Source organism: Hahella sp. KA22 (genome assembly GCF_004135205.1).
Classification (GTDB): Bacteria; Pseudomonadota; Gammaproteobacteria; order Pseudomonadales; family Oleiphilaceae; genus Hahella.
On the sequence record NZ_CP035490.1, the window covers coordinates 6,249,637 to 6,273,307 of the forward strand.

Here is a 23,671-nt window from a genome sequence, read left to right on the forward strand (position 1 = left end):
TTACGGACGGCTTAGCCGGCTCATCCATTACTAAAAGGTCTGGGTGTACTTGAAGTAGGAGACCCGTCCCTGAATGCTGTACAGCTCTTCTGAGTAGGTGACGCCATCGGCGCGGAACGAAGGCTCTTCGTCGAAGAGGTTACGTACGCCCAGAGCGATGGTGGCGTCCCAGGGCGTGTTGTAGCTGTAGTGAACGTTCCACACGGTGTTGGAGTCGACGTGCCCGTCGCGCTCATTTATAGCGGAATCCGACTGCGGTCCGATGACTTCGGCGTTCAGGTAAACATCATGGGCGTTGTTAGGCGTGGTGTAGCCAACGCCCGTGTTGAAGCGGAAGCTGGGATATTCCCAACGGCCCACGTAGTCGTTCACAGGTCCGCCGGGGAACTCGTCTTTCTCGAAGCTCAGGATATAGGTGCCGGAGAAGTCGTAACGCAGCGCGCCGAAACCATAGTCTTCACCCCAGTTGAACTTGACGTCGAGACCTTCGGTTTTGTTCACGCCAAAGTTAACCATGGGCGCGACGGCGGACAGGATGCGTCCGGAATCGGAGCGGGTGATGTAAGGTGAGGATTCGCCAGTGGCGACTTCCTGGTTGATGGAGTTTTGCAGCTCCAGCAACTGGATGACGTTTTCGATTTCGATGGAGTAGTAATCCACGGAAACGTCCATGGATTCAGTGATGTTCCACACGGCCCCTGCAGTGAAGGAGGTGGATTCCTCCGCCTTCAGATCTTCGTTGGAGGAACGGGTGACGTTGTACTGGCGTTCATCGCAATCGCCGCCGCAAGTGACGTAGTCCACCGCGTAATCCGCCGAGAATGAATCCGCCGCGTACAGGTCGCTCAAGGTCGGCGCCCGGAAGCCGGTGCCGTAGGTGGCGCGCAGCGTCAGATTGTCCAGCGGTTGATAGCGGACGGTGGCTTTACCGGTGGAGGCGGAGCCGAAATCGCTGTAACGGTCATAACGTCCGGCCAGATTCAGTTCCACCTGGTCGGTGATCGGCGCCACGGTTTCAATGTAGAACGCGCGCATGTTTCGTTCCCCTGCGGAAGAGTTGCCGGAGCTGCCCAGCACGTTGCCGGCTTCCGACTGGTCATCCACTTTGGAGGAGAAATCCCAGCTCGCGTATTCCGTACCCAGGGCCCAGGAAACCGATCTGCCGCCGATTTCGCCAAGGTCAAAAGACACACCGGCGGTCGCCTGTTCAAACGTCATCTGATCTTGCGAGAACGGCGAGTATTTCAGGCTCTGGATGCTTTCCGCGTCAAACTCGCCGCCGGTGAACTTACCGGAATCCAGCAAGGGCTGAATCAGAGGCTTGAGCACGTAACCGGTGGATGTCTTGGTGTTGTTGGCGTAGTTATGGTGATAGTTGGCGTTCCAGCTCAGATCGCCCACCAATTGTGTCTCCACTTCGCCTTCCAGACCGAAAACCAGATCCAACTGCGTGTCGGAGACTTTATCGTCACGAGGTCCGATGGGTGAGAAGCGGTATAGCACAACGGCAGGATCGTCATCGCCGTTCACCACGCCATCGCCGTTAGTGTCCGGGTCCAGCCCGTTTTCCGCAAAGAACGCAGCGCCGCCGGAGGTGTTCTGGTCTATCTCAAACTGGTCCGCAACCGGCGCGAAGCGGCTGAAGCTTTTGTTCTGGTTGAAAATAACCCGCGCCACAAAGTCCAGATTATCCTTCAGCTCCTGACGTCCCGTCAGCATCACCGAGTCACGGCTCAAGGAGGCGGTTTTGGCGGCTTCGCCAGTGTAGTCGTAGGCGCAAACCAACTGACTGGGATCGGTTTTGCTATCCCGATACGGACCATGGAAAGGGCCTTTACAGTTGCCGTCTCCATCCAGGGAACCGGCCAACGGCTTGATGGCGTAGCCGTTGGCGGGGTCGAGTACGTTGCGTCCGTAGTAGCTTTGTCCGCTGGTGTCGGAGAAGAATTCGGAGCCAAAGCCGGTCGCTTTCAGGTACTCACGGTCACGCAGATTGACGATGCCTTTGGAGTCATGCTCGTAGGAGAACAGCAGGTTGCCTTTCTCTGTCGTCGTTCCCAGCGCCAGGTTATAGGATTCCTCTTCCCCACCCTCATGTTTCGGCAGGCCTTTGCCATAAGAGATGATGCCGCCGTCCAGATCTTCCTTCAGGATGATGTTAACGACGCCCGCGATGGCGTCGGAACCATAAATCGCAGATGCGCCATCGGCGGTGATTTCAACACGCTCGACAATAGCGGCGGGAATCGCATTCAAGTTGACGGCGCCGGCGGGTCCGGTGTCTGAGCCGCTGGGAGAAACCGGAACGCGAATGCCGTTAATCAGCACCAGGGTTCTGCCCTCGCCCAGGCCGCGCAGGCTGATGGTCGACTGCGATTGCGCCGTAGAGCCTGAGGACTCCGAGATCGAGCCAAAGCTGTTGCCGGCGGCGGAGCGCAGCACGTCCGCAATGCTCAGTTCGCCCGTGCGATCAATATCCTCGCGCGTGATGACCTGCACCGATTGGGCGCCTTCCATGTCCGCCCGCATAATGCGTGAACCCGTGACGCGAATCTTTTCCAGTTTTTCCACCGGCGCGCTTTCGGTTTCCGCCTCGGTGGAGGCATCCGCATCGACAGGTTCTTCCGCATAAAGATTGGCGGCCGCACCCATGGTTAATACAGAAACCAGCGCCCCGCGAGATAAATTAAGTGATATAGCCTTAAAGGATGCTATGGACGACTTCTCCGTCATTTTACTTCTTCTCCAAGTTGAATGTTGTCCTGAGTGATGACGAAGACGGATGGCAATTCCTATGCCAGAGAACTTTTATTAATTCAGCAGTTTGGGCGTTTTTTAATCATCCACAATATAGACCAAAAAGAATAAGCATTTATACGTATTTTATAAATTTTAAACGGCTTACTTTTATGTTTTAAAAGATTTATCTAACGGGTGTTATCAGCGATCCATTTTTATCAAAAAAATAGTGACAACATATTTTGACTTTTATTTATATTTTCACCTCAAAAAAGAATCAAAATGATTAATCATTTTTTGACTCGTTTTTTATTAATAATTGCAATTACAGATAAAACACCACCTCTCACAGCCACTCCCCTATCGCCGATTCACTAGGTCGTCATAAAACTTTCATCTGCTTATGCGATAAGGCTGTGCGCCTTCATGGGGCGCCGCCGCTAACGACGCCCATTATCGGTGCGAAATTGAGATAAATATTGGGAAAAGCACGGTACTGAAGGCGTATAAAACGCAGTAGAATCCGCCCCGTGAACCAATCACGAGCGTTATCACCGGAAAGTCTTACATTAAAAGGAAGTATCTTATGTCCATCAAAAAGCATTTAAGAAAAATGTGGGTCGCCCCACTGGCGTTCTGCGCAGCGAGCGCTTCCGCAGACGTCGCCTATTTCGAATTCACCGACGTCGAACCAGAGCAGACCTTTGTCATCCAATTAACGGATAAAGCAAAAATTCAGCAGGCGCGGGATATTCTGGCTAACGGCCAGGAAGACTTTTATCACGTTATGGGCTATGTCACTCCCTCTCCTGCGCCTTACAACCCCAGATGGCAATACCACCTGGACACAGACACCATCAGCTTCTTCGAATTTGCGATCGAAGTGTGCGACGCCTCCATGCAATACGTGCAGGAACACCTGAATGAAGTCGGTGGAGCCTTTCTCCCTGGCAATATCTGGTGTCCCTGGAGTTCAAAGCTGGTGAGAGAAGTCGGTTCTCCAACTCAGGAATAACCTGACCCGTTCATTCAATGCAAAGGCCCAAGTCTGGTGCGGGCCTTTGCTAACGCTTCCTATCCCCTGTATTTCCCTGTCGTCACATGCCTGCAATAAGCCCCGGCCACGATTCAGCTATAGTTAAAAGTACGTCGCACAAACCCTTTTACGCCCCATGCTCTATTGGCTTCGTCTCTTTTTATTGCTGGTTTGCGCCACCACCGTTATGGCGGAAGAAGACCAGCAGGTGATTCTGGCCAACGGGGAGTGGGAGCCCTTTCTTTCCGAACGCCTGCCCCACTATGGCTTCGCCTCACACTTGGTCACGGAAGCGTTCGCCGCGGTAGGCGTGCAGGTGGAATACCAGTTTTATCCCTGGGCGCGCGCAGAAGCGATGGTGGAAGGCGGACAGATCGACGGTTCTCTGCTTTGGACGCAAACGCCACAGAGGAGTGAGTTCGCTTATTTCAGCGATGTGGTGGTCACCCAGGATGAAGTGCTGTTTCACCTGCGCGTACTACCCTTAGAGCCAAAGTCGCCCGCCGATCTACACGGCGAATCTATCGCCGTCCCCCTGGGCTCCAAACTCGGCGTTTGGAAAGAGGCTGTGGAGTCCGGACAGGTGATGGAGTTCGGAGTGCGGGACATCGAAGTAGGGATGAATATGTTGCTGCGACGACGGGTAGACGCCTTCCCGCTCGCCAAAGCAGTAGGCTACAGCGCACTGCGTGCGCACTTTTCGCCTCAGGAGCAAGCGCTCATCACTCACTCCGCCGCCGTGTTCGATCGCCATGAATACCGGCTTATGCTATCCCGCAAGCGACCCATGAACGCCAGATTTATCCTGCAGTTCAACGAAGGCTTGCGCCGCCTGCGCGCAAGCGGTCGGTATCAGGAAATGGAAGACGCCTATTATCGCGGCGACTATGACGCCCGTGACTCCACAGATGACTAAATGCTCAGGCGCGAGGGAAACGCCGCATAAAGCGCTTGTCGATAACGTCTTTCCAACGCCATACCCACTCCCCCGCCAGACTGATGCATCCTCGCGCGCCCACCGCATCACGACCGCCGCAGGCCAGCAAACTCAAAAAGCGCCGCTGTGGACGATAGGCCCGCATCGGCAGGCCACGCAGCAGGCGATGCAGGTTATCGAGTAAGAAAGGAGCCTGACGCACCGCATACACCCCCGCCCTGGGCGTAGGGGAGGCATCAATCCAGGCGCAATCACCGACGGCGAACACCTCAGGAAAAGCGATGCTTTGCAGGCTGGGCGTGACGCGAATAAAGCCCTTGGAGGTTAAAGGCAACTCCGTCTGGGTCAACCAGGGCGCCGCTTTGCCTTGCGTACACCAGAACACATGATCCGCCGGCAGCGTCCGCCCCGTCTTATCCACCAGGCTCTCCGACCTCACTTCCGCGACATCGAAGTCTGCCTGCGTCTTCACGCCATAGCGATCAAAGCGGCGTTGCAGCCAACGCCGCATACGTTGGGGATAATCCGCCACCGGCTCGCTGCGCGCCACAAGGGCCACACAATGGGCGACAGGAGCCGACTGCAACGCATGAGCAATAGCGAACGCCAATTCCACTCCGCCCGCGCCGCCGCCCACCACGACAATATTCCGCACTGCCGGATCGGCGCGCAGGCTAGCATAGGTCTCACGCCAGCGGGGCCAGAAGTCAGCGATGGGTTTAACGGGAATCGCATAGCCAGACGCTCCTGGCGTGCTCAAGTCAGGAACCGCGCCGATATTGAGGGATAGATAGTCGTAACGCAGCGCTTCTCCACTTTCCAGAAGCGCCATGCGCCCCAAGCAGTCCAGCCCTTTCACCCGTCCCTCAAGAAACTCCGCTCCCGAATGACGGCACAAAGCCAGCAAATCAATATGCGCCTCCGCATAGTCATAGTGCCCCGCCACCAACCCAGGCAACATGCCTGAATAAGGACTCAGCGGCCGCTCGGAGACCAGAACCACCCGCACGTTCGGCAGAGGGTCCTTCGCCAGCGCCAGCAGCAACAAAGCGTGGGTATGCCCGCCGCCAAGAAGAAGTAAAGTGAGAGTACCGGATGGTTCAGCCGTCACAGGATATCGTCCGCACGTCAATGAAATATTGCACTCGTTATCCCTGAATAATAGCTGGTCAGCAACCCGAAATACGCAGTAATCTTGAAACGCCCATGCAGTATTTTGGCGATGTGAGCTATCTTTCTTCTATTCATAGTGGAGGCTTATCGTTATGACGGCTCGCTTATTCTGGCGCTCGGCGACACTGCTCTGTCTCTTCATTACGTCCTTGGCGATGGCGGGCGACATACCCGGCTCAGAGGATCATCCCATGGTGTCCCGGTACGCCGGCGCGGAAATCATCAAATACGAAAAACAGGCTTTCACTGAAATATCCCTGGCGCAGACCCCGATCCAACAGCGAGGCGGCAGGGACAAAAATCCCGGTGCGTTTCTGGAGCTGGAAGGAAAATTGACCCGCGTGGCTTACCGCATTCCCGAGGGGCGCAGTACCTTGGAAGTTTATCGTAACTACGAGGAAGCGCTACGCGGAGCGGGTTTCGAGATCCTGTTCAGCTGCAAAAATGAAGAATGCGGCGGTAAACCCGCCGGGCGCCCCTTCAACGAAATCGTGACGCCCAAAGACCTCACTGTAAAAATGATGTTTCATGAGAAGGACCAACGCTACCTGCTGGCGCGCCTGACCCGGGAAGATCAAACCGTGCATGTGGCGGTATACATCACCAAGGCTTACTCCATCGGCGGACAGGATAAAAACCGGGTGTTCGTGAATACGCAGGTGGTGGAATCAGCGCCCATGCAATCCGGCATGGTGAAGGTGGACGCAGAGGCCATGGCCAAAGGCCTGGATGCGGAGGGACATATCGCGTTGTATGGCGCCTACTTCGACACCGACAAGGCGGATATCAAACCGGAATCAGCGGAAACCCTGGCGGAAATCGCCAAGCTTATGAAGTCCCAGCCGTCGCTAAAGGTCTTAATTGTCGGCCACACTGATAATGCTGGCGCGCTCGATTACAACCGCAGCCTTTCAGAGCACCGCGCCAAAGCCGTGATGGACGCCCTGGTGAGTCAGTACAAGGTTGGCGCTGAACGCATGACCGCCTTAGGCGTCGGTATGGCGGCCCCTGTCGCCTCCAACGAAAACGAAGCAGGCAAAGCCAAAAATCGCCGGGTTGAGTTGGTGAAAAGGTAACCGGATAAGATACCCCTCATTTAAGAGAGATAGACAACCAGAGGCCCGCAAAAGGGCCTTTGGTGTATACGTGAAATAACCGGCATATCCGAATACGACCTTTCCTTCTCTCCCCAGTCTATCTCTACTCCGTTCGCCCTGAGCCTGTCGAAGGGCCTTCCAGAGAGCTAATCCATAGGCAATGATCTTTAATCAACATCAGGAAAGTGGACTATTTTTTCCTCGTCGCTCTGGGAAGCCCTTCGACAGGCTCAGGGCGAACGGGGGGAATGCAGAACGGGCATTCTACGCCGAAGAGTAGAATTTCAAGATGCCTGATATTCCCCATCCATAGTGCACCGCAGATGATTGGTCGATGGGTTACCTAACAAAGCATCAGGCGGTCAAAGCCAATCGCGAAGCCAATTCCTTGCTTATAAGCGCCGCCTCCGACCACTTGCTTTTGTGCACCCAGCTTGGGTACTGAGATTTCGAAGCCATCCTCCATGTAGTAACTTAGCCCGCGCTTCACGGCGCTGAACACTTCGTACTCCCTGGTTTGCAAAGCCACCATGTTTTCCGCCAGGGCGATCAGTTCTTCCCGAACCTCAGCGGAGGTGGGATTAATGACCTCAACCCCGAACTGAAAGAATTCCCGGTAGCGGCCTTCCTGAGGACGCTCATAGCGCCAGCAGCGTTCAAAATACCAAAGCCGCACGTTCTTTCTGCGCTTGAAGTGTTTGTCCGCCACCAGTTGCACCGTCGCTGTTCCTTCTGGACGCAGACACAAAGAGCGGCCTTTCTTATCCGGAAACACATACATCTGCCCAAGTATCTCTTCTCCCGCCTTGTCGATGTAGACCTGAGAAGGTTCAATGGAAGGCAGAATCATTTCTTCAAACCCACTGGCTTCCGCCAGCGCAATCATCTGATTCAGCAACGCCCTGCGCTTCTTCGCCGTATCGCCACTGATAATTCTTACGCCTTTGGCCAGACCTTCAATTTTATATTCCATAACAAATTCCCATTCACTGAATTAAAAACAATAAAAAAGCCCTCGCAGCAACGCTGGGAGGGCTTTCTCAGTGAACGGGCTTAACTTTCAACCAAGCAATAGCTCTCCCAGCCGACGATGCGACAGTGGATGCAGATGCTTTGGATGGATGTTGAAAGTAATCATGCCGGACATTATGCGTCCGAACAAAAGGATGTCAACCCGCCAGGCTGACGCCATGCGTCGGAGCAAAAAAGCAAAGAAAAGGCCGCGCCTCATAAACAGAGATCGCCGCCTTGATTTTCATTTAGATGAGCCGCGTTTTAATCAGACGTTATTCAACGCGTTGAGCCGCCACAATAAAGAACATCGGGCGTTCCAGCTCGACTTTCAGTTCTGGACATGCCTCGATTTGCTCTGCGCTGGGTCGCCACTCCTCCAGATGCTTCAGGGTGAAGCCCGTATTAATCAGCATCGTCAGATAGGTTCCCAGAGTACGGTGTTGTTTAACCACGCCATCCGCTAACCAGTCAGTGGTTCTTGGCCCTTCCACCAGATACTGGTTGATAGGCCAAAGCGTGTTTTTGCGCTGGTCTTCCGCCCAGCCAGGATTCCTGGGCGCCGTATAGATCGGATGCTCCGCAGAGAAGATCAGCCAGCCGCCGGGTTTCAGACTGTTATACGCCTGTTCAAACAAGCCTTGCAGATTGGCGATGTAATGCAGCGTCAGCGAACTGTATACCAGGTCGTAACTGTTCACCGGCAGGGTCAGCGTCTCCAGATCCTCACGCGCATACTGGATGTGGGCGTCCGACGTCATTTCCTCTGCTTTGCTCAGCATATTCTGGGAAACGTCGACGCCCAGCACGTTGGCGGCGGACTGCTCACGCGCCCAGCGGCAGAACCAACCAAATCCGCAGCCCAGGTCTGCAACATTCGCGTTCGCCAGCGGGGGCATCAATGCCTTAATCGAAGCCCACTCCGGCGCTCCGTCCAGCCCATTCAGGGAACGTGGCAACTGGCTGTAGCCTTCGAAGAAAGAATCGGTGTCGTAAATATTTTGTGTCATTAGTGTGTACTCCGTTTGAAAAATGCCGGCAACGAACGGGATACAACTTCCTACAGGCGTGACGAAGCCCCGTCCGTTGATACGGCGGGGCTGATTTCGCAATTACGCGAACTTAGATTTGCTCACGAATTACGGACGCCCCACCAGGAACGCCCTCAATTCGGGAAACAATATGAATATCGATGTAAATCATCGCGCGATTATTTCAGGGGACAAATATAGCGTCAATGCAATTCTGTATTCGTACTGGTCCCCAACGAGCAATTCCGTTGGGGGGACAGAAAAAAGCGGATAGGGATTACATCCGCTCCAGGGTTTCGATGCCCAGCAAATCCAGACCTTGTTTCAGGGTCTTGGCAATGAGCAGTGAAAGCATCAAACGCGAGCTACGTACAGGTTCTTCCGCTTTCAGCACCGGACAAGCTTCATAGAAGTTGGCGAACTCTTTGGACAATTCATAGAGATAGCCACACAGAATGTGCGGACAGCCTTCAGACGCCACAGAGTGCAATATTTCATTGAACTGCAACAGTCTGACCGCCAGCGCACGCTCAATGGGCTCCGCCAGTTGCAGGTCACCTTCAAAGGTCAGATTGCCGACTTCGCCTTTCTTGAAGACATTCACAACCCGGCTGTAGGCGTACTGTACGTATGGCGCGGTGTTGCCTTCCAGGCTGAGCATGGCGTCGAAACTGAAGATGTAATCGCTGGAGCGGTTCTTGGACAGATCCGCGTACTTCACCGCCGCCATACCGACGACGTGAGCAATGCGATTAAGCTCTTCTTCCGGCATTTCCGGATTCTTTTCTTTCACGACGGCGTATGCCCGACCTTGCGCCTCGGTGAGCAGATCCGCCAGCTTAACGGTGCCGCCATCCCGAGTCTTGAAGGGCTTGCCATCGGTTCCCAGAACCATGCCGAACGCCATATGCTCCAGAGACATATCAGGGCTGACGAAGCCTGCCTTGCGACCGGCTGCATAGACCTGATTCAAGTGCAATGACTGCCGCGCATCGACGAAATAAAGCACCCGATTCGCCTTCAGAACCCGCTCTCTGTAACGCAGAGCCGCCAGATCAGTGGTGGCGTACAGGTAACCGCCGTCAGACTTCTTCACGATCAACGGCACAGTCTCATCGTCTTTGCCTTTGAACTCGTCCATGAAGACACACTCAGCGCCGTCACTGTTGGTCAGCAGGCCTTTCGCGCGCAGATCATCGATAACGTTCGGCAGGTCTTCGTTATAAGCGCTTTCCGGCATCACGTCCGCCCGCGTCAGGCTGACATTCAAGCGTTCATATACGTCTTCACAATGCTGCAGAGAGATATCGATAAATGTTTTCCACAGCGACAGGCATTCCTGATCGCCGGATTGCAGCTTAACAACATACTGACGCGCGCTATCCTTGAATTCAGGATCTTCCTCAAAACACTTCTTGGCCTGACGATAGAAGTTTTCCAGGTCAGCCAGCTCCATGGACAGGGTCTGCTGGTTTTCCGTCTTCAACTTGTTCATGTAGGCCAACAACATGCCGAACTGAGTGCCCCAGTCGCCCACGTGGTTCTGACGAATCACCCTGTGCCCCAGAAACTCCAGTGTTCTGACGACGGCGTCGCCGATGATGGTGGAACGCAGATGGCCAACGTGCATCTCTTTCGCGAGGTTAGGCGCGGAATAATCCACCACCACGGTCTGTTTGGGGCTGTCCAGAGGAATGGTCAGGCGCGGATCGGCCAGCACCTGACGCAGGCTCTGACTCATCCAGTCTTTACTCAGGAAAATATTGATAAAGCCAGGGCCGGCGATTTCAACTTTCTCGGCCATGTCGCCCAGATCCAGAACGTCCAGGACTTTGGCGGCCAATTCGCGCGGGTTCATTTTCAGCGCTTTGGCGACGCCCATCACGCCATTGGCCTGATAGTCGCCGAATTGAGGCTTGCCGGACGGCTTCACGATCGCCGGGGAGCCTTCTGGAGCGCCCGCCGCATGCAGCGCTGCGCTGATTTTCTGTTCAAGCAATTGTTGCAGATTCATAGGAAGATCTTCGTTACTCACAGCAACGGGAGTCCGCCGCTGAAACTGATGGAAATGGCGGCCATGATACCGCAGTATCCGGTCAAGGAAAAATCCGCAGTTATCCGGGTAAGACAGAATGTCACGAATTGAAGGGAACGCCCGCCGGCGAGGAGAGCAGCGGACGTCTATAGATGATTACTCTGAAGGCTGCTCGTCTAATGTACGAGCGATTAGAGTAAAGGCAATGTCAGTACCATATCGAGTCTCCAGGTCTCTCTTAACAGCTTCCGCCAACCCTATATAGCTAACGTGGCCAAATAAAGTCTCAACCTTGTAGGGCTGCCAAACTGTTCCGAGCATATGCTCCATATTATCCATGTTACAGCTCTCGGATTTAATCAGTTCATTCGACTTAAGCGCATGCAGAGTTTTAACAGCGGGACCATCCAGCATAAACCCGTTTGGTTCTAACGCATGAGTCAACGCAACGCCCTTTTCACTGACTAACGTTAATTTATAAGGCGTCTCTGGGGTCTGAAAGCGTTGAAAGTTCTGGCCGCCAACATAGAGCGAACCATCAGGTTCACGGCAGAATGAAACTTTGTTTGTGTATATAGATTCTCCCAGTTTTAGATCGGGAGTTATTGCAACAATCTGGTTATGACGAAACAGATAAGAGATATTCTCTTCCACATTAAACTGTGCGGATGCAGTAGTGGATATTGCTAAAAGTAGCCCTGCTAGTGTTTTGGTCATACTGACTTCTCCTTTTTAATAAGTACTCCTCACCTGTCCAGGTGAAGGCGAATCATACTCACAATTATATATTTTTCATACTAATCAATTACCTGATCCGAACATCATAATCGCAAAAACGACAAATCAGGCTTGTCAGTCGTCCTGAGTTACTATACTTTCGCCTCACTCGTCACATTGCTTTATATACAAGCGCAAGGACATTTTTATTTGTACAGAAAGGAGTCTGACTTGCCTTTTTACGTTAGTTATATAATCTGAAATACATGCTTTTTATTGCTGAGATATATCGTCAATAAGTTTCGATAGGCCACGCCTGCACTTTTGATATTTCCGGGCGGCTAGCGGTTGATGGTCGAGAGGAGCCTGTAGCCATACAGGCTACCGCAGAGCTGGAAAAGAAAGTCAGTGAATCGGGTTATGATCGGGGTTATAAACTTCACATTCACAGTATGAAAGTACACTAAGCTCAACGCCCCGATGCATGCAGATTATGGCCGATTTATTTCGGCCATAACCTTTTTCTCAGATCAAATCAGCGTATTACCAGATAAAACGCGCCGCCGCCCCGCTGCACCAGCAGGAGCAATTTGGTCTCCCCTACGTCCACTACTTTTTGCAGGTCGCCAACGGAATTTACCCGGCGATTATTAGCGCCGATGATAACATCGCCAGGACGCAGTCCGCTGTATGCGGCGTTTGAATTGGGCGCCAACCCGGTCACCACCACGCCGGAACCATCTGGATTATCCTCAAACGAGGCGCCTTCCAGCAGCTTGTGGATACGAGTGTCGCCAGCGATGCTGTTGGGCGGCTCCTGCAAGGTCACTTTCACGACTTCTTCGTCGCCCTCACGCAAAATAGTCACACGCAGTTTGTCGCCGATTTTGCGTTGTCCAATCTGGCTGCGCAAATGACCTGCGCTACGAGTGGGCTTGTCGTCAACGGCGATAATGATGTCTCCGGTCTTCAAACCACCCTTCTCCGCTTCAGAATCCTTGCCGACGCTGGTGATCAGAACGCCGCGCTGGCCGTTACGCAGCTTGAAGGCCTGGCGCAGATCCGGGGTGATGTCCTGAATCCCCACGCCCAGTTGCCCGCGTTTTACTTCACCGTGCTCTACGATCTGATCGATGCTGGCCTTGGCCATATTGATAGGAATCGCAAACCCGATGCCGACATTACCGCCGGTCGGAGCCAGAATAGCGGTGTTGATGCCGATCAGCTCACCACGCAGGTTGACCAGAGCGCCGCCGGAGTTGCCGGGGTTAATGGAGGCGTCGGTCTGAATAAAGTCTTCATAGCCTTCGATGCCAAGTCCTGTGCGTCCCAATGCGCTGACCACTCCAGTGGTGACGGTCTGCCCCAGGGCGAAGGGGTTGCCGATGGCGACCACGAAATCCCCAACCTCCAGTCTGTCTGAATCCGCCATCTTCACTTCGCTCAGGTCGTCCGCTTCAATTTTCAAAACGGCGATATCGGCGTCAGGATCGCCGCCCAACACTTCCGCCTTCAGGGTGCGACCATCCGTCAACGACACATGCACCTCATCCGCGCCTTTGATGACGTGATAGTTGGTGACCACCGTGCCGTTATCTTTGTCGACGATGACCCCTGACCCGGCGCTTTGTTGGCGACGCTGCTCGCGAGGCCGACGGTTGTCCGGAATATTGAAGAAGTGACGAAAGAAAGGGTCTTGCATTAAGGGGCTGTAGGATTCCTGCTTGGCGTAGGTCGCGATGTTGACGACAGCGGGGTTCACTTCCTTGAGCATGGGCGCCAAGGTGGGCAAGGGCTGCCCCTGTGAGTCGGCCAAAGGCAGCGCGGCGGCGCTGGCGGCCGCCCAGCCGACGCTGGCGACCAGTACACATAATCTCAATCCACTCAGGGTTTTACCCATCAACATGTATCATTCCTCCGCTGGGCGCAGACGGGCCGACGACGAACGCATGCCTCACGACCTGACGGCGCGTTTGAAAATTTCCTTAGTTATAACGTCCTATGAGATGGGAGCGGTTTTGTCATAAATCCGGGTTAGATTTACAATCGCGGCTCTCTGTCACGTATGCTTCCATAACCTGCCCAACGCGGATATTACCAGAGTATGAAATTTTCTAAATCAGCGCCTAATGGACTGAATACTATTACCTTTTGCTGCGCCCTGGCGCTGGGCGCCAACGCCCTGTCCGCACAGGCTCAGTTGCAAGAAAAAGATCAGGATGAAACCGAAACCTGCGTCTTCAAAGCGCTGACCCTGGGCCCTGGAGATATGACCATCGACGAGCTGAAAAGCCGTTGCGGCGTAGAAATCCCCAAAATTCCTGAAGACGCCAGCCCCAAGGTGAAAAATGGAGAAAGCGTTATTGCCGAACGCATTATGCGGGAGCAGCTTTCCAGCAACAGTCGCAGCGTGATTACTCCCCACATGCGCAACTACCTGATGCCGGTGTCTTACCTGAAAAACCCTAACAGCGAACCGTTACGCGAGGCTTACGACCTCGGAGAGGACGCCGAGCTGGACAATCTGGAGGCGAAATTTCAGATCAGCCTGAAAGTGCCGCTGGCGCAGGGAACCTTCATCGATTCGGACGGGATATTTTTCGGCGTCACCCTCAAGTCCTTCTGGCAGGTATACAACCACGACTATTCAGCCCCCTTCCGGGAGACCAATTATGAGCCGGAGGTGTTCTGGATCGCGCCGGTGGACTGGACCTTTTCCACCGCGGATTTCAGTCTGCTGGCGGTTGGCTTCAGCCACCAGTCCAACGGTCGTTCGCAGCCGCTGTCGCGGAGCTGGAATCGTATCTACGCCAACTTCATCTGGGAGCATAGCCGCTTCGTATTCAGTCTGAAGCCCTGGTGGAGAATTCCGGAAGACCCGAAAAAGGACAAGCTCGATCCCAAAGGCGACGACAATCCCGATATCGACGACTACATGGGACACTTCGAGTTCACCACCGCCTATCGCTGGGATAACTACGAAGCCAGTCTCATGCTGCGCAACAACCTGCGCGAAGATAACAAAGGCGCGGTGGAACTGGGGTTCACCTTCCCATTATGGAAGCGACTGCGCGGTTACGTGCAGTACTTTAATGGTTACGGCGAAAACCTGATGGACTATAACGCGTCAGTGGAACGCATCGGCATCGGCGTGTTGCTGACGGACCTGCTCTGATCAAGCGCTCCGCCGCACTCTTTCAATTGGCGAGCAGGCGGTCGAACATTTTTTCCAGTTCCGCCTGCCGATCATAATAGGAAATCTGATATTGAGGCTCCAGGGCGCTCGATAAGTCCTCGCCGTAACGAGCCAGGCCACGTAGTGATTCCAAGGCATTCTGCGCCTCTGTGAGAGAGGCGTTGTCCTGCAAACCGGCCTGCGTCAGCGCAGCGGCGCTTTCTCCCGACGAGGGGATAAGCAGGCGCCATTCGCCACGGCTGTACGGCGCTACCGGTTCTCCCCGCCACAATCCAGGCGCGTCCAGGCCGAACGCCCGCAGGCGCAGCCAGCCTTGCTCAGGCGCAAAGACCCGCAGCCCCCTCGGAGACAGCCGCCAGGGACTTTGATTCTCCACTTGCACCACCAGCTCGCCCTGCCCCACGACTTCGTCGTACAGGCGTTTATCAACACTGATACGCGTACGTCCGTCCACCATCAACTGACGCACGGAACTGATATCGATGACTTTGTGTAGTCCCAGCAGGTTATAAGCAGGATAAGTGACGGCGACGATAGCGGTTTTGAGGCCGCTCCAGCGTGGCGTTTCCGCCGCCTTGCCCAGTAAACCGATCAGGCCGAGGGTCACCGCGAATACGATAAAAAACTGCGTGGTGCGCCGACCGTACAGGTTGGGAAGGATGACACCGACTGCGCAAAATACAGCGAACGCCAGCCACCATATAATAGCCGTCGGCGTCACCCAGCCGAATGGCAACGCCAACACGCCAATCGCCGCCAGGATGGCGACGCCGGCGAAGACAAAGCGCCGTGAACGAAGGTGGGAGGTAAGCGTTTTTTTTACGTCCGGGCGCACAACCCGCACTGCCCGGTTCATCGCTTTGGGTTCAGCAACGACGCCATTGCCGGTTTTAAAAGGCGAAGGCTGCGGTTGCGGCTTGGGTTTAGGGGCAGACTTTTTCAGCTGCAGGTTCCAGAACTTATGCTCCAGCCCCTGCCTGCAAAGGCTATCGACAATCCCCTGGTTAATGGCGTCGTGAATCCCGCTGTCTTTGTCCGGCCCGCCGGGCGCATCAAGCAACACTACGCCCAGGCGCTCCTGCAACTGTTCGCCCAATTTGCGCCAGACTGATTCCACCTGCGCCATCGCCGTCTGCAACTCTTCCGAGTCCGCCGCCCGGTTGTTGCTCATCGCCCTGCCGATCAGTTCATTCTGCAAGCGCGTCCAAAACGCCCGCCAGGCCGATGGCGACAGGATGTCATCCACCGTTCCACGGGACTTTATAAATTCTTCGATCTGCGCTTTTTCCATTCCGTCGTAATCCGCCGTCACCTATCGTTTGTTCAGCACAAGGTCTCGTTGATCTTAGTCGCGTCCCAGGCAGAACGCATGGATTTACAGGGTTCCGCCGGATAATGTCGGGGGCGGAGTTTTCTTATCGGCGCGATTGGCGGCATCGTCTGGAGCGGCGTCTGGGGTCATGCCCCCCGCCATCAGCACCCGGCGCAGGTTATTCAATGACTGCTCCGCCTGCGCCAGCGCCCCTTTCGCGTATTTCTCCAGCCAATGACGGAACAGGCGCTCCTGCTCCGCTTTGCGCTGTGCGGAAAAAGCGTCTTTTTGGCCCTTATCCCTGCTCAGGCGGTCATAATATTGTTCCATCGCCAGTAAATTATCGGCGATCTCTTTCTTGACTTGCTCGTGGGCTTCTTCAATTTTACCCCGCAATTTTCCCTTCGCCGCCGTGGCGTCGTGCAGGTCCAGCAATGCTTCCGTTTGCGCCAGCTTGTTGAGCAGGTAGCTATCGTACTCCTGTACGCATTGCAGTCGCTCACGCAATTCTTCTTCGCCGGATTCCGCGAACGCCAACAGATACTCTTCACAGCCGAAGGCGTCCGGCGACTTCACGCCGAAGCGCTCCGTTTGCTGCAACAGATAGTCATACTGAGCCTGAAGACGCAGTGCTTCATTGGTTTCATCCCGCCATACGCGTCGATACAACGCCTGCTCCCACTCCAGTTTCTGGGCCCGCGCCTGTTTGTCCAGCTCCGTCACCCTTCTGCTGTGAGCGACGTCTTCACGCGCCATATCGGAACGCACCAGCAGCGCCTGTTTTGACAGCGCGTCGCGACGTCCAGGCTCCAGCATGGGGTCCAACAGTCCTGCGTCAAAGCTGGCGAGAATCGCCTTCAGCTTATCCCGGTAAACAATGGGCGTATGCGCGGTTTTATAGGCATCCAGCTTTTCGCGGATAGGAGACAGGGATAAGCGATGCGCTCGGGCGATGACGTCGAGCTGGCTGAACACACGCGTCTCCAGAGTGCGAATTTCTTCAAATGGATAGAATTCCGCCGCCCAGCGACGCACGCCGGACAAATCCCAACTCATCTCGGCGATTCGCACTCGGGTCGGCTTGAAGCCTTTGCGCACCACACCTTTGGCCTGCTCTTCCGTCAACCAGAGACGGCCGTCTTCGCCGGGCGTCCAGAACAGATTGCTCCAGTTGAACTGATGTGGCAATGAAAGCGACCAGTCGCCGCCGCCCGGTTTCGCCATGCCTGGGTCCACATCAATACACACAGGCTGTTTGAAAGCATTGCTGGGTCCACACAAATAAACAGTGATATCGTAAGGCAAGATAGTGGCGGCGACCTCCGGAGGAATGCTGTCGCCCTGAATGCCCGCGCCCAACTCTGTGTCAACGAGCCCCGGTTGCGCCTTCCATTTAATGGAGCCGCTCACGGCGGGTCCGCTCAACAGCGGATAAAGCTCCCAGCGCAGGGAATACGCCATGGGACGCAAGCCGTCTTTGTCTTGATGTTCCCCGGAAATCTCGCCTTTATGGCCATAGGGAGAAACAGAAGGCGCCGCCGCCAGGGGCGCAGTAAACATGAAGAGGATAAGCGCTGACCACCAATGATTATTCAAAGCGCCAACCATGAAAAACTCTCATTGCCATTCCTGTTGATGACCCGATTTACACTTTACTTCCATTTGCTCGGTCTTCCCCTAACCGTCAAGCGAACAGCGATCTCTTAACGGCGGGCTTCAGCCGGTGTGTGATTGTGCATAATCCTAAAAAAATAGTAATCCCGCCTTGCACTTAGGCCGAATGCCCGAGCTGGAGTCGACTGCCTCCTCCCTCAGTTTATACCTCTATTTACTGACTATATTGCCAAAATGGGGAATTGAACAGATAATGGCCTCCGATTTACGGCGGCCGAACGGTTTCCATGCCGATTTCCCGGTCGTCGCCCAAGCAGATTCATCTATCAAACCATCCAGAGTTAGCGCTGGTTGTTGTGCACGGAGTGTGTGGCAATGAGTGTGGACAACCCCTGTTTGTCCTGTGGCGCCTGTTGCGCCAGTTTTCGCGTGTCTTTTTATTGGGCTGAGGCGGATGCTGAGTCCGGCGGAGTAGTACCGCTGGAATTTACCGAGAAGCTGAATCCCTGGCGTAGTGTGATGGCTGGCACCAATCAGCCGCAGCCCCGTTGTAGCGCGTTATGCGGTGATATCGGCGGCTATACGACTTGCTCTATCTATGATCAAAGGCCTTCTCCCTGCCGAGAGTTCGAAGCCGGCTCAGAGGGCTGCCTGAAAGCCAGGGCGAAGCACGGCTTGCCTTTGGACTTTCCCGACTGGCGGGCCGCCTGAACGAGGCGGCCGCACATCGCTCTGGAATCGAGCCTTAGCGTAGTCGACCGGCGCAATCCGCGCACTCCAGCACCTGTACGCGCTTGGTGAATGCCGGCGGCGCAGCGCTGTGAAAGGCGTCGCTTTCACTCAGCCTCCGGTAGACGGCTACATCATAGGTCAGTGGGTATTGCTTGTCGGATGTCGCATAGCCAGCGCAAACGCCATCGCTGCGAAAAATGCAAAACTCAAACTGATAGGCGCGCGGCCGCACCAGCTCTACTGTCTCCGTCGTCAGACAAACCCGGTCGCTGTCGCTCAGGCTGCCAGTCACTGCATAGTTATTGCAGATTTCAGCGGTCCCGCCATACAGGTACTCCACGCCATCCGCCCCGACAAAACGGCTGACTTGGTTCACTTTGGCGAATATTAACTTTGAACCCACGCCATTCGAAGATTTAGCGTGAAAGATCACTACCGGCATATCCGGCGAATAGAAACGGTTCCGATAGATATCGCCCCAGTCCGACTGAGGGCCCAATTGTGCAGAAGCCAGCGCGGGAAACAGCGCCAGCATTAAGGACAGCAGTATCTTCATACAGGTTCTCCCCGGGGATTACGATGATCAACTGAGGAAACCGGCTCGGACGCGAGGCCCGAAGCCTTAACCACGTCTGCCGTGGTTAGACTCCGGTAAAAGAAGGAAGTTCCCTGAAAGCGAACAAATTATCGCATAAAGGTTATGTCAGGGAGTTTTGACGCCGCAGCCTTTCAGGATGATGCGAATGAGATTGTCCGCCGCGAAGTCGAAATCCTTGGAGGTCAGCTTTTTACGTCCCAGCACCGCTTCAATCTGGGTGCTGAAGTCCGCGTAATGCTGGGTGGCGCTCCAGATCAGAAAAATCAGGTGCTCCGGGGAAATGGGGTCAATTTTGCCCTGGTCGATCCAGGACTGAATCACCGCTGATTTTTCCCTGACCCACTGCCGGTTATTGGATTTCAGGTATTTGCCCAGCGTGGGCGCCCCGCTGATGATCTCCGTCGCGAAGATTTTGGAGGCCAGTGGATGGGTTTTCGCCAGCATCACCTTGGAGCGGATATAACGTCCCAGGGCGTCCGCCGGACTGTCTTCCGGGCGGATGGCGTCAAAAGCGGAGTTCCAGAGTTCGACAATGTCGCTCAACACCGCCAGATAAAGGTCGTGCTTGCTCTTGAAGTAATAATGAACATTGGCCTTGGGCAGCCCCGCCGTGTCTGCAATCTGCTGAACTGTCGCGCCCTTGAAACCGTGGCGGGCGAATTCAATTTCCGCCGCCCGCAGGATAAGCATTTCATTCTTTTGCCTGATACGGCCCGGATTCTCCACACGGTTTGTTTTCAATACCATAGTCGCCCTAACCATCCCCTGCTGCTTAATGGGTGAACAGTTCGCGGGCCGCCGCGACAACGGCGACGACGCCCACGGTTAACTCACTGAATTAACGTATTGTTCATGTTATGGCGTCAACTGCAAGCGGCTTGGCGCAAACGCAGCGCCGCAGCGGTATGTTCCGCGCGCAATCGAGCCATATCCACATCCATAAGTTCACTGTTTTTGACGCGCCAGCGCCCTGCAACCATGACGGCGTCCGCCTGATGGGCGCCGCACAGCACCAGCGCCGCCAGCGGATCGCCGGAACCGGAGAAGCGATTCTCATCCAGCTTGAACAACGCCAGATCCGCCTGCTTTCCAACGCCCAGCACGCCCAGCTCAGGACGTTTGAGCAGCTTCGCCGAGCCCTTGGTGGCCAGGTCCAGCGCCCATTGATGAGTAATCTGGCCTGGCGCATAGCGCAAACGCTGTATCAGCAGCGCCTGACGCACTTCCTGAATCATGTTGGAGCAATCATTGGAGGCGGAGCCGTCCACCGCCAGCCCCACTGGCGCCCCTCGTTGTTGCAAGTCCAGCGTCTGACATACGCCGGAGCCAAGCAGCATATTGGAGCTGGGGCAATGCGCCACGCCCACGCCGCGCCGCCCGAGTTCGTCCATTTCTTCGTCGGTGAAGTGAATGCCATGAGCCAGCCAGACGCCTTCGTGCATCCAGCCCACTTCCGCCAGATACTCTACCGGCCGCACCCCGTATACCCGTATGCAAAAATCGTTTTCATCCTCGGTTTCCGCCAGATGGGTGTGCAGCAAAACACCTTCCCGAGACGCCAGATGATTGGTTTCCTGCATGAGTTCGCGCGTTACGGAAAATGGCGAGCAAGGCGCCAGGGCGATCTGCAGCATGGAGCCGTCATTGGCGTCATGATAGGCGCGGATAAGACGCAGGCTGTCATCCAGGATCGACTGCTCGTCCTGCACCACTGACTGGGGCGGCAAGCCGCCGTCTTTTTCGCCAAGACTCATGGAGCCCCGCGTCAATACCGCACGAATGCCCATCCTGCGAACCGCTTCCGCCTGAATATCGATGGCGTTGTCGATTTGCATGGGAAACAGATAATGATGATCCGCCGCCGTGGTGCAGCCTGATAATAAGAGTTCCGCTGACGCCATCTCCGTGGCCAGACGCACCATGTCCGCATCCAGATGCGCCCACACTTTGTACAGGCTCTGCAGCCAGGGGAACAAGGGCTTGTTCAGGGCGTCGGGCAACGCCCGCGTCAGTGTTTGATAGAAATGATGATGGGTGTTGATCAACCCCGGCAGCAATACATGCTGCGAGGCGTCGAAGGTTTCGTCATAAGGAGTAGAAGGCGCGCCGCCGGCGGCCACCAGCTCAACGATTTGCGAGCCGCGCGTCACCACGCCGCCGCCTGCATCGCAGTTCGCTTCCTGACCGTATATCGCCAGTGGATTCTTTATCCAGAGAGTCGTCATCTGATCACCCGTATTTTGATCGCCCTGATTACCAGACGCCGGAAATACCGGCGCCGGGGCCATCATAATTTAAAGCAGGACGGGCGCCTACTTGGGAAGCTCTCCTTCCACGCCTTCCACATACCAGTTCAGGGAGAGCAGATCCTCATCGCTCATCACTTCGCCGGCAGGCACTTTGACTGCGCCGCTTTGATCTTTGACCGGTCCCTGGAAGGGGTGCAGTTTACCGTCGATGATCGCCTGCTTGCGCTCTTCCACCAGTTTGACGACATCTTCCGGAATCGCAGGGTTTAAAGGCGCCAGCGCCGTCGCCCCGCTCGCCAGGCCGCCCCAGAAGTCGGTTGACGTCCAGGAGCCGTCCATCACTGATTTCACTTTCTCCAGATAGACCGGTCCCCAGTTATGGGTCGCCGCTGTCAGATGCGCGTCTTTGCCGTACAGAGACATATCGGAGTGATAGCCGAACGCATACACGCCTTTGGCTTGCGCCGCCTGTATAGGTCCAGGGGAGTCCGTGTGCTGGTTAATGATATCCGCGCCTTGCAGAATCAATGTTTCCGCCGCTTCCCGCTCTTTCGCCGGATCGTACCAGGAACTGACCCAAACCACTTTCACTACCGCTTTCGGATTGACGCTGCGCAGACCTTGCGTGAAGGCGTCGATGCCGCGCACCACCTCGGGAATCGGGAAAGAGCCGACATACCCAATAACATTGGACTTAGTCATCTTGCCAGCGATAACGCCGGTCAGGTAACGGCCTTCATAAATACGGTCGAAGTAAGTGCCCACATTCTTGGCGCGCTTGTAACCGCTGGCGTGCTCGAATTTAACTTTGGGAAACTGTTTGGCCACTTTCAGGGTTGGATTCATGTAGCCGAAGGAGGTGGTGAAAATCAGATCGTTGCCGGACTTGGCCAACTGACGGATCACGCGCTCCGCATCCGCGCCTTCCGCGACGCTCTCGACATAGGTGGTTTTCACTTTGTCGCCGAGCTGCTCTTCAACGTATTTGCGCGCCTTGTCGTGAGAGTATGTCCAGCCCGCGTCGCCCGTAGGTCCGACATAGACGAAACCGACTTTCACCGGTTCCGCCGCCGTCACGGACTGCGCCGACATAAACAGCGCCAGTGCGACGCCTGCGGCTTTGGCGAAGCGCTGCGCCAACGATTTCATTTCTTGCTTCATACAATGTAACCCCTTCAGCAGGATAGTTTTTGAGTTATCCGCAGCTCCTTGCGCATCGCCTGACCCAGGCCTTCCGGGCCTGGCGCGTAATCCATCGACCGTTAGTCCGCCGGGTGAAACGGTTTGCCCAGCGATACCGGGGCGTAGAGTTTTACCCTGGCTTTATCCGAGGACAGCAGCACCAATACCACGATGGTCGCAAGGTACGGCATGATCGCCAGCAAATTCGGCGACACCGAAAAGCCCAGCCCCTGCGCGACCAGATGCATGATGCTGAAAGCGCCAAACAAGTATGCCCCCAGCAATACCCTCTCGGCTTTCCAACTGGCGAACACCACCAGCGCCAGAGCAATCCAGCCGCGTCCGGCGGTCATGTTCTCCGCCCACAACGGGGTATAGGCCAGCGATAAGTAGGCGCCCGCGAGTCCCGCCATGGCCCCGCCGAACATCACCGCCAGATAGCGAATCTTGAACACCGGCAGGCCCGTAGCCTTGGCGGATTGCGGCGACTCGCCCACTGCTTTCAGCGCTAATCCGGCATGCGAGCGATTCAAAAACAGGTAAACGCCGACAAAAAGCCCGAATGAAAGATAGACCAGCGGATCATGACTGAACAGAATGCGACCAACGAAAGGAATGTCGGAGAGTAAAGGAATATGCCAGGGCTCGATGCCAACCAGCGGCGTGCCGACATAGTCGCTGCCGACAAACGCGCTGAGACCGGTTCCGAAAATAGTCAAAGCCAACCCCGTGGCGACCTGGTTGGCGCTTAAGTTAAGCGCGATAAAGCCGAATAACAGAGACATCATCAGTCCCGCCGCCATGGCGAAGGTGACGCCCAGCCACAGATTGCCGGTCTCCAGGGCGGCAATGAAGCCAATCACCGCTCCCATCAGCATCATGCCTTCCTGGCCCAGATTGAGCACACCGGACTTTTCACACACCATCTCGCCCAGCGCGACAAGGATCAACGGCGTGCCCGTGCGCACGGTGGCGTACAGAATGTTGACTATCAGATCATAATCCATGACGA

The 23,671-nt window shown here is 55.2% G+C and carries 19 protein-coding genes; 5 read left to right on the top strand and 14 right to left on the bottom strand.

The window, feature by feature from the left end; all coding sequences use genetic code 11:
- Window positions 1–30: 30 nt before the first annotated feature.
- Window positions 31–2,733 (bottom strand): TonB-dependent siderophore receptor, encoded by a 2,703-nt coding sequence (locus tag EUZ85_RS27640; RefSeq protein WP_127973356.1) that lies wholly within the window; start codon window positions 2,731–2,733, stop codon window positions 31–33.
- A 592-nt stretch (window positions 2,734–3,325) separates the two neighbouring features.
- Here EUZ85_RS27640 and EUZ85_RS27645 point away from each other — a divergent pair.
- Both EUZ85_RS27645 and EUZ85_RS27650 read left to right on the top strand, forming a co-directional pair.
- Window positions 3,326–3,754, top strand: a complete 429-nt coding sequence (locus EUZ85_RS27645) for a calmodulin-binding protein (protein WP_206617962.1) — start codon at window positions 3,326–3,328, stop codon at window positions 3,752–3,754.
- Between the two features lie 157 nt (window positions 3,755–3,911).
- Entirely contained in the window at window positions 3,912–4,691 is a 780-nt protein-coding gene (locus tag EUZ85_RS27650; protein ID WP_127973357.1) for an ABC transporter substrate-binding protein, read from the top strand.
- A 4-nt stretch (window positions 4,692–4,695) separates the two neighbouring features.
- Here EUZ85_RS27650 and EUZ85_RS27655 read toward each other — a convergent pair whose 3' ends face one another.
- Window positions 4,696–5,823, bottom strand: a complete 1,128-nt coding sequence (locus EUZ85_RS27655) for an FAD-dependent oxidoreductase (protein WP_164887383.1) — start codon at window positions 5,821–5,823, stop codon at window positions 4,696–4,698.
- Between the two features lie 154 nt (window positions 5,824–5,977).
- On the opposite strand from EUZ85_RS27655, the gene EUZ85_RS27660 reads away from it, so the two are divergent.
- Window positions 5,978–6,961: an OmpA family protein gene (locus EUZ85_RS27660; protein ID WP_127973359.1), complete on the top strand. Its 984-nt coding sequence runs from the start codon at window positions 5,978–5,980 to the stop codon at window positions 6,959–6,961.
- A 364-nt stretch (window positions 6,962–7,325) separates the two neighbouring features.
- Here the strand turns inward: EUZ85_RS27660 and EUZ85_RS27665 are convergent, their stop codons facing one another.
- From EUZ85_RS27665 to EUZ85_RS27685, 5 genes are all read right to left on the bottom strand, one after another.
- Window positions 7,326–7,955 (bottom strand): ATP phosphoribosyltransferase regulatory subunit, encoded by a 630-nt coding sequence (locus EUZ85_RS27665; protein ID WP_127973360.1) that lies wholly within the window; start codon window positions 7,953–7,955, stop codon window positions 7,326–7,328.
- A 313-nt stretch (window positions 7,956–8,268) separates the two neighbouring features.
- Window positions 8,269–9,003 carry a bifunctional 2-polyprenyl-6-hydroxyphenol methylase/3-demethylubiquinol 3-O-methyltransferase UbiG gene (locus EUZ85_RS27670; RefSeq protein WP_127973361.1) on the bottom strand — a complete coding sequence of 245 codons (735 nt, stop codon included), beginning with the start codon at window positions 9,001–9,003 and terminating at the stop codon, window positions 8,269–8,271.
- 298 nt (window positions 9,004–9,301) lie between these two features.
- Window positions 9,302–11,038, bottom strand: a complete 1,737-nt coding sequence (gene argS, locus EUZ85_RS27675; protein WP_127973362.1) for an arginine--tRNA ligase — start codon at window positions 11,036–11,038, stop codon at window positions 9,302–9,304.
- A 177-nt stretch (window positions 11,039–11,215) separates the two neighbouring features.
- On the bottom strand, window positions 11,216–11,776 hold the full coding sequence (locus tag EUZ85_RS27680) for a hypothetical protein (protein WP_127973363.1): 561 nt from the start codon (window positions 11,774–11,776) through the stop codon (window positions 11,216–11,218).
- A gap of 535 nt (window positions 11,777–12,311) precedes the next feature.
- On the bottom strand, window positions 12,312–13,682 hold the full coding sequence (locus EUZ85_RS27685) for a DegQ family serine endoprotease (protein WP_127973364.1): 1,371 nt from the start codon (window positions 13,680–13,682) through the stop codon (window positions 12,312–12,314).
- Between the two features lie 198 nt (window positions 13,683–13,880).
- On the opposite strand from EUZ85_RS27685, the gene EUZ85_RS27690 reads away from it, so the two are divergent.
- Window positions 13,881–14,951 carry a phospholipase A gene (locus EUZ85_RS27690; protein WP_127973365.1) on the top strand — a complete coding sequence of 357 codons (1,071 nt, stop codon included), beginning with the start codon at window positions 13,881–13,883 and terminating at the stop codon, window positions 14,949–14,951.
- Between the two features lie 22 nt (window positions 14,952–14,973).
- On the opposite strand, the gene EUZ85_RS27695 is transcribed toward EUZ85_RS27690, so the two are convergent.
- On the bottom strand, window positions 14,974–16,263 hold the full coding sequence (locus EUZ85_RS27695; RefSeq protein WP_127973366.1) for a hypothetical protein: 1,290 nt from the start codon (window positions 16,261–16,263) through the stop codon (window positions 14,974–14,976).
- A gap of 84 nt (window positions 16,264–16,347) precedes the next feature.
- A complete protein-coding gene (locus EUZ85_RS27700; protein ID WP_127973367.1) occupies window positions 16,348–17,892 on the bottom strand; it encodes a hypothetical protein in 1,545 nt (514 codons plus the stop codon).
- 381 nt (window positions 17,893–18,273) lie between these two features.
- Between EUZ85_RS27700 and EUZ85_RS27705 the strand changes: the two genes are divergently transcribed.
- Window positions 18,274–18,609: a YkgJ family cysteine cluster protein gene (locus EUZ85_RS27705; protein WP_127973368.1), complete on the top strand. Its 336-nt coding sequence runs from the start codon at window positions 18,274–18,276 to the stop codon at window positions 18,607–18,609.
- A gap of 34 nt (window positions 18,610–18,643) precedes the next feature.
- On the opposite strand, the gene EUZ85_RS27710 is transcribed toward EUZ85_RS27705, so the two are convergent.
- The 5 genes from EUZ85_RS27710 to EUZ85_RS27730 form a co-directional block, all read right to left on the bottom strand.
- On the bottom strand, window positions 18,644–19,186 hold the full coding sequence (locus EUZ85_RS27710; RefSeq protein ID WP_127973369.1) for a hypothetical protein: 543 nt from the start codon (window positions 19,184–19,186) through the stop codon (window positions 18,644–18,646).
- A gap of 147 nt (window positions 19,187–19,333) precedes the next feature.
- Window positions 19,334–19,975: a TetR/AcrR family transcriptional regulator gene (locus tag EUZ85_RS27715; RefSeq protein WP_011395061.1), complete on the bottom strand. Its 642-nt coding sequence runs from the start codon at window positions 19,973–19,975 to the stop codon at window positions 19,334–19,336.
- Between the two features lie 116 nt (window positions 19,976–20,091).
- On the bottom strand, window positions 20,092–21,453 hold the full coding sequence (locus tag EUZ85_RS27720) for an 8-oxoguanine deaminase (RefSeq protein ID WP_127973370.1): 1,362 nt from the start codon (window positions 21,451–21,453) through the stop codon (window positions 20,092–20,094).
- Window positions 21,454–21,540: 87 nt separating this feature from the next.
- Window positions 21,541–22,638 carry a BMP family ABC transporter substrate-binding protein gene (locus EUZ85_RS27725; protein ID WP_127973371.1) on the bottom strand — a complete coding sequence of 366 codons (1,098 nt, stop codon included), beginning with the start codon at window positions 22,636–22,638 and terminating at the stop codon, window positions 21,541–21,543.
- Window positions 22,639–22,739: 101 nt separating this feature from the next.
- Complete coding sequence (locus EUZ85_RS27730) at window positions 22,740–23,666, bottom strand: ABC transporter permease (RefSeq protein ID WP_127973372.1); 927 nt, start codon at window positions 23,664–23,666, stop codon at window positions 22,740–22,742.
- Window positions 23,667–23,671: the final 5 nt, after the last annotated feature.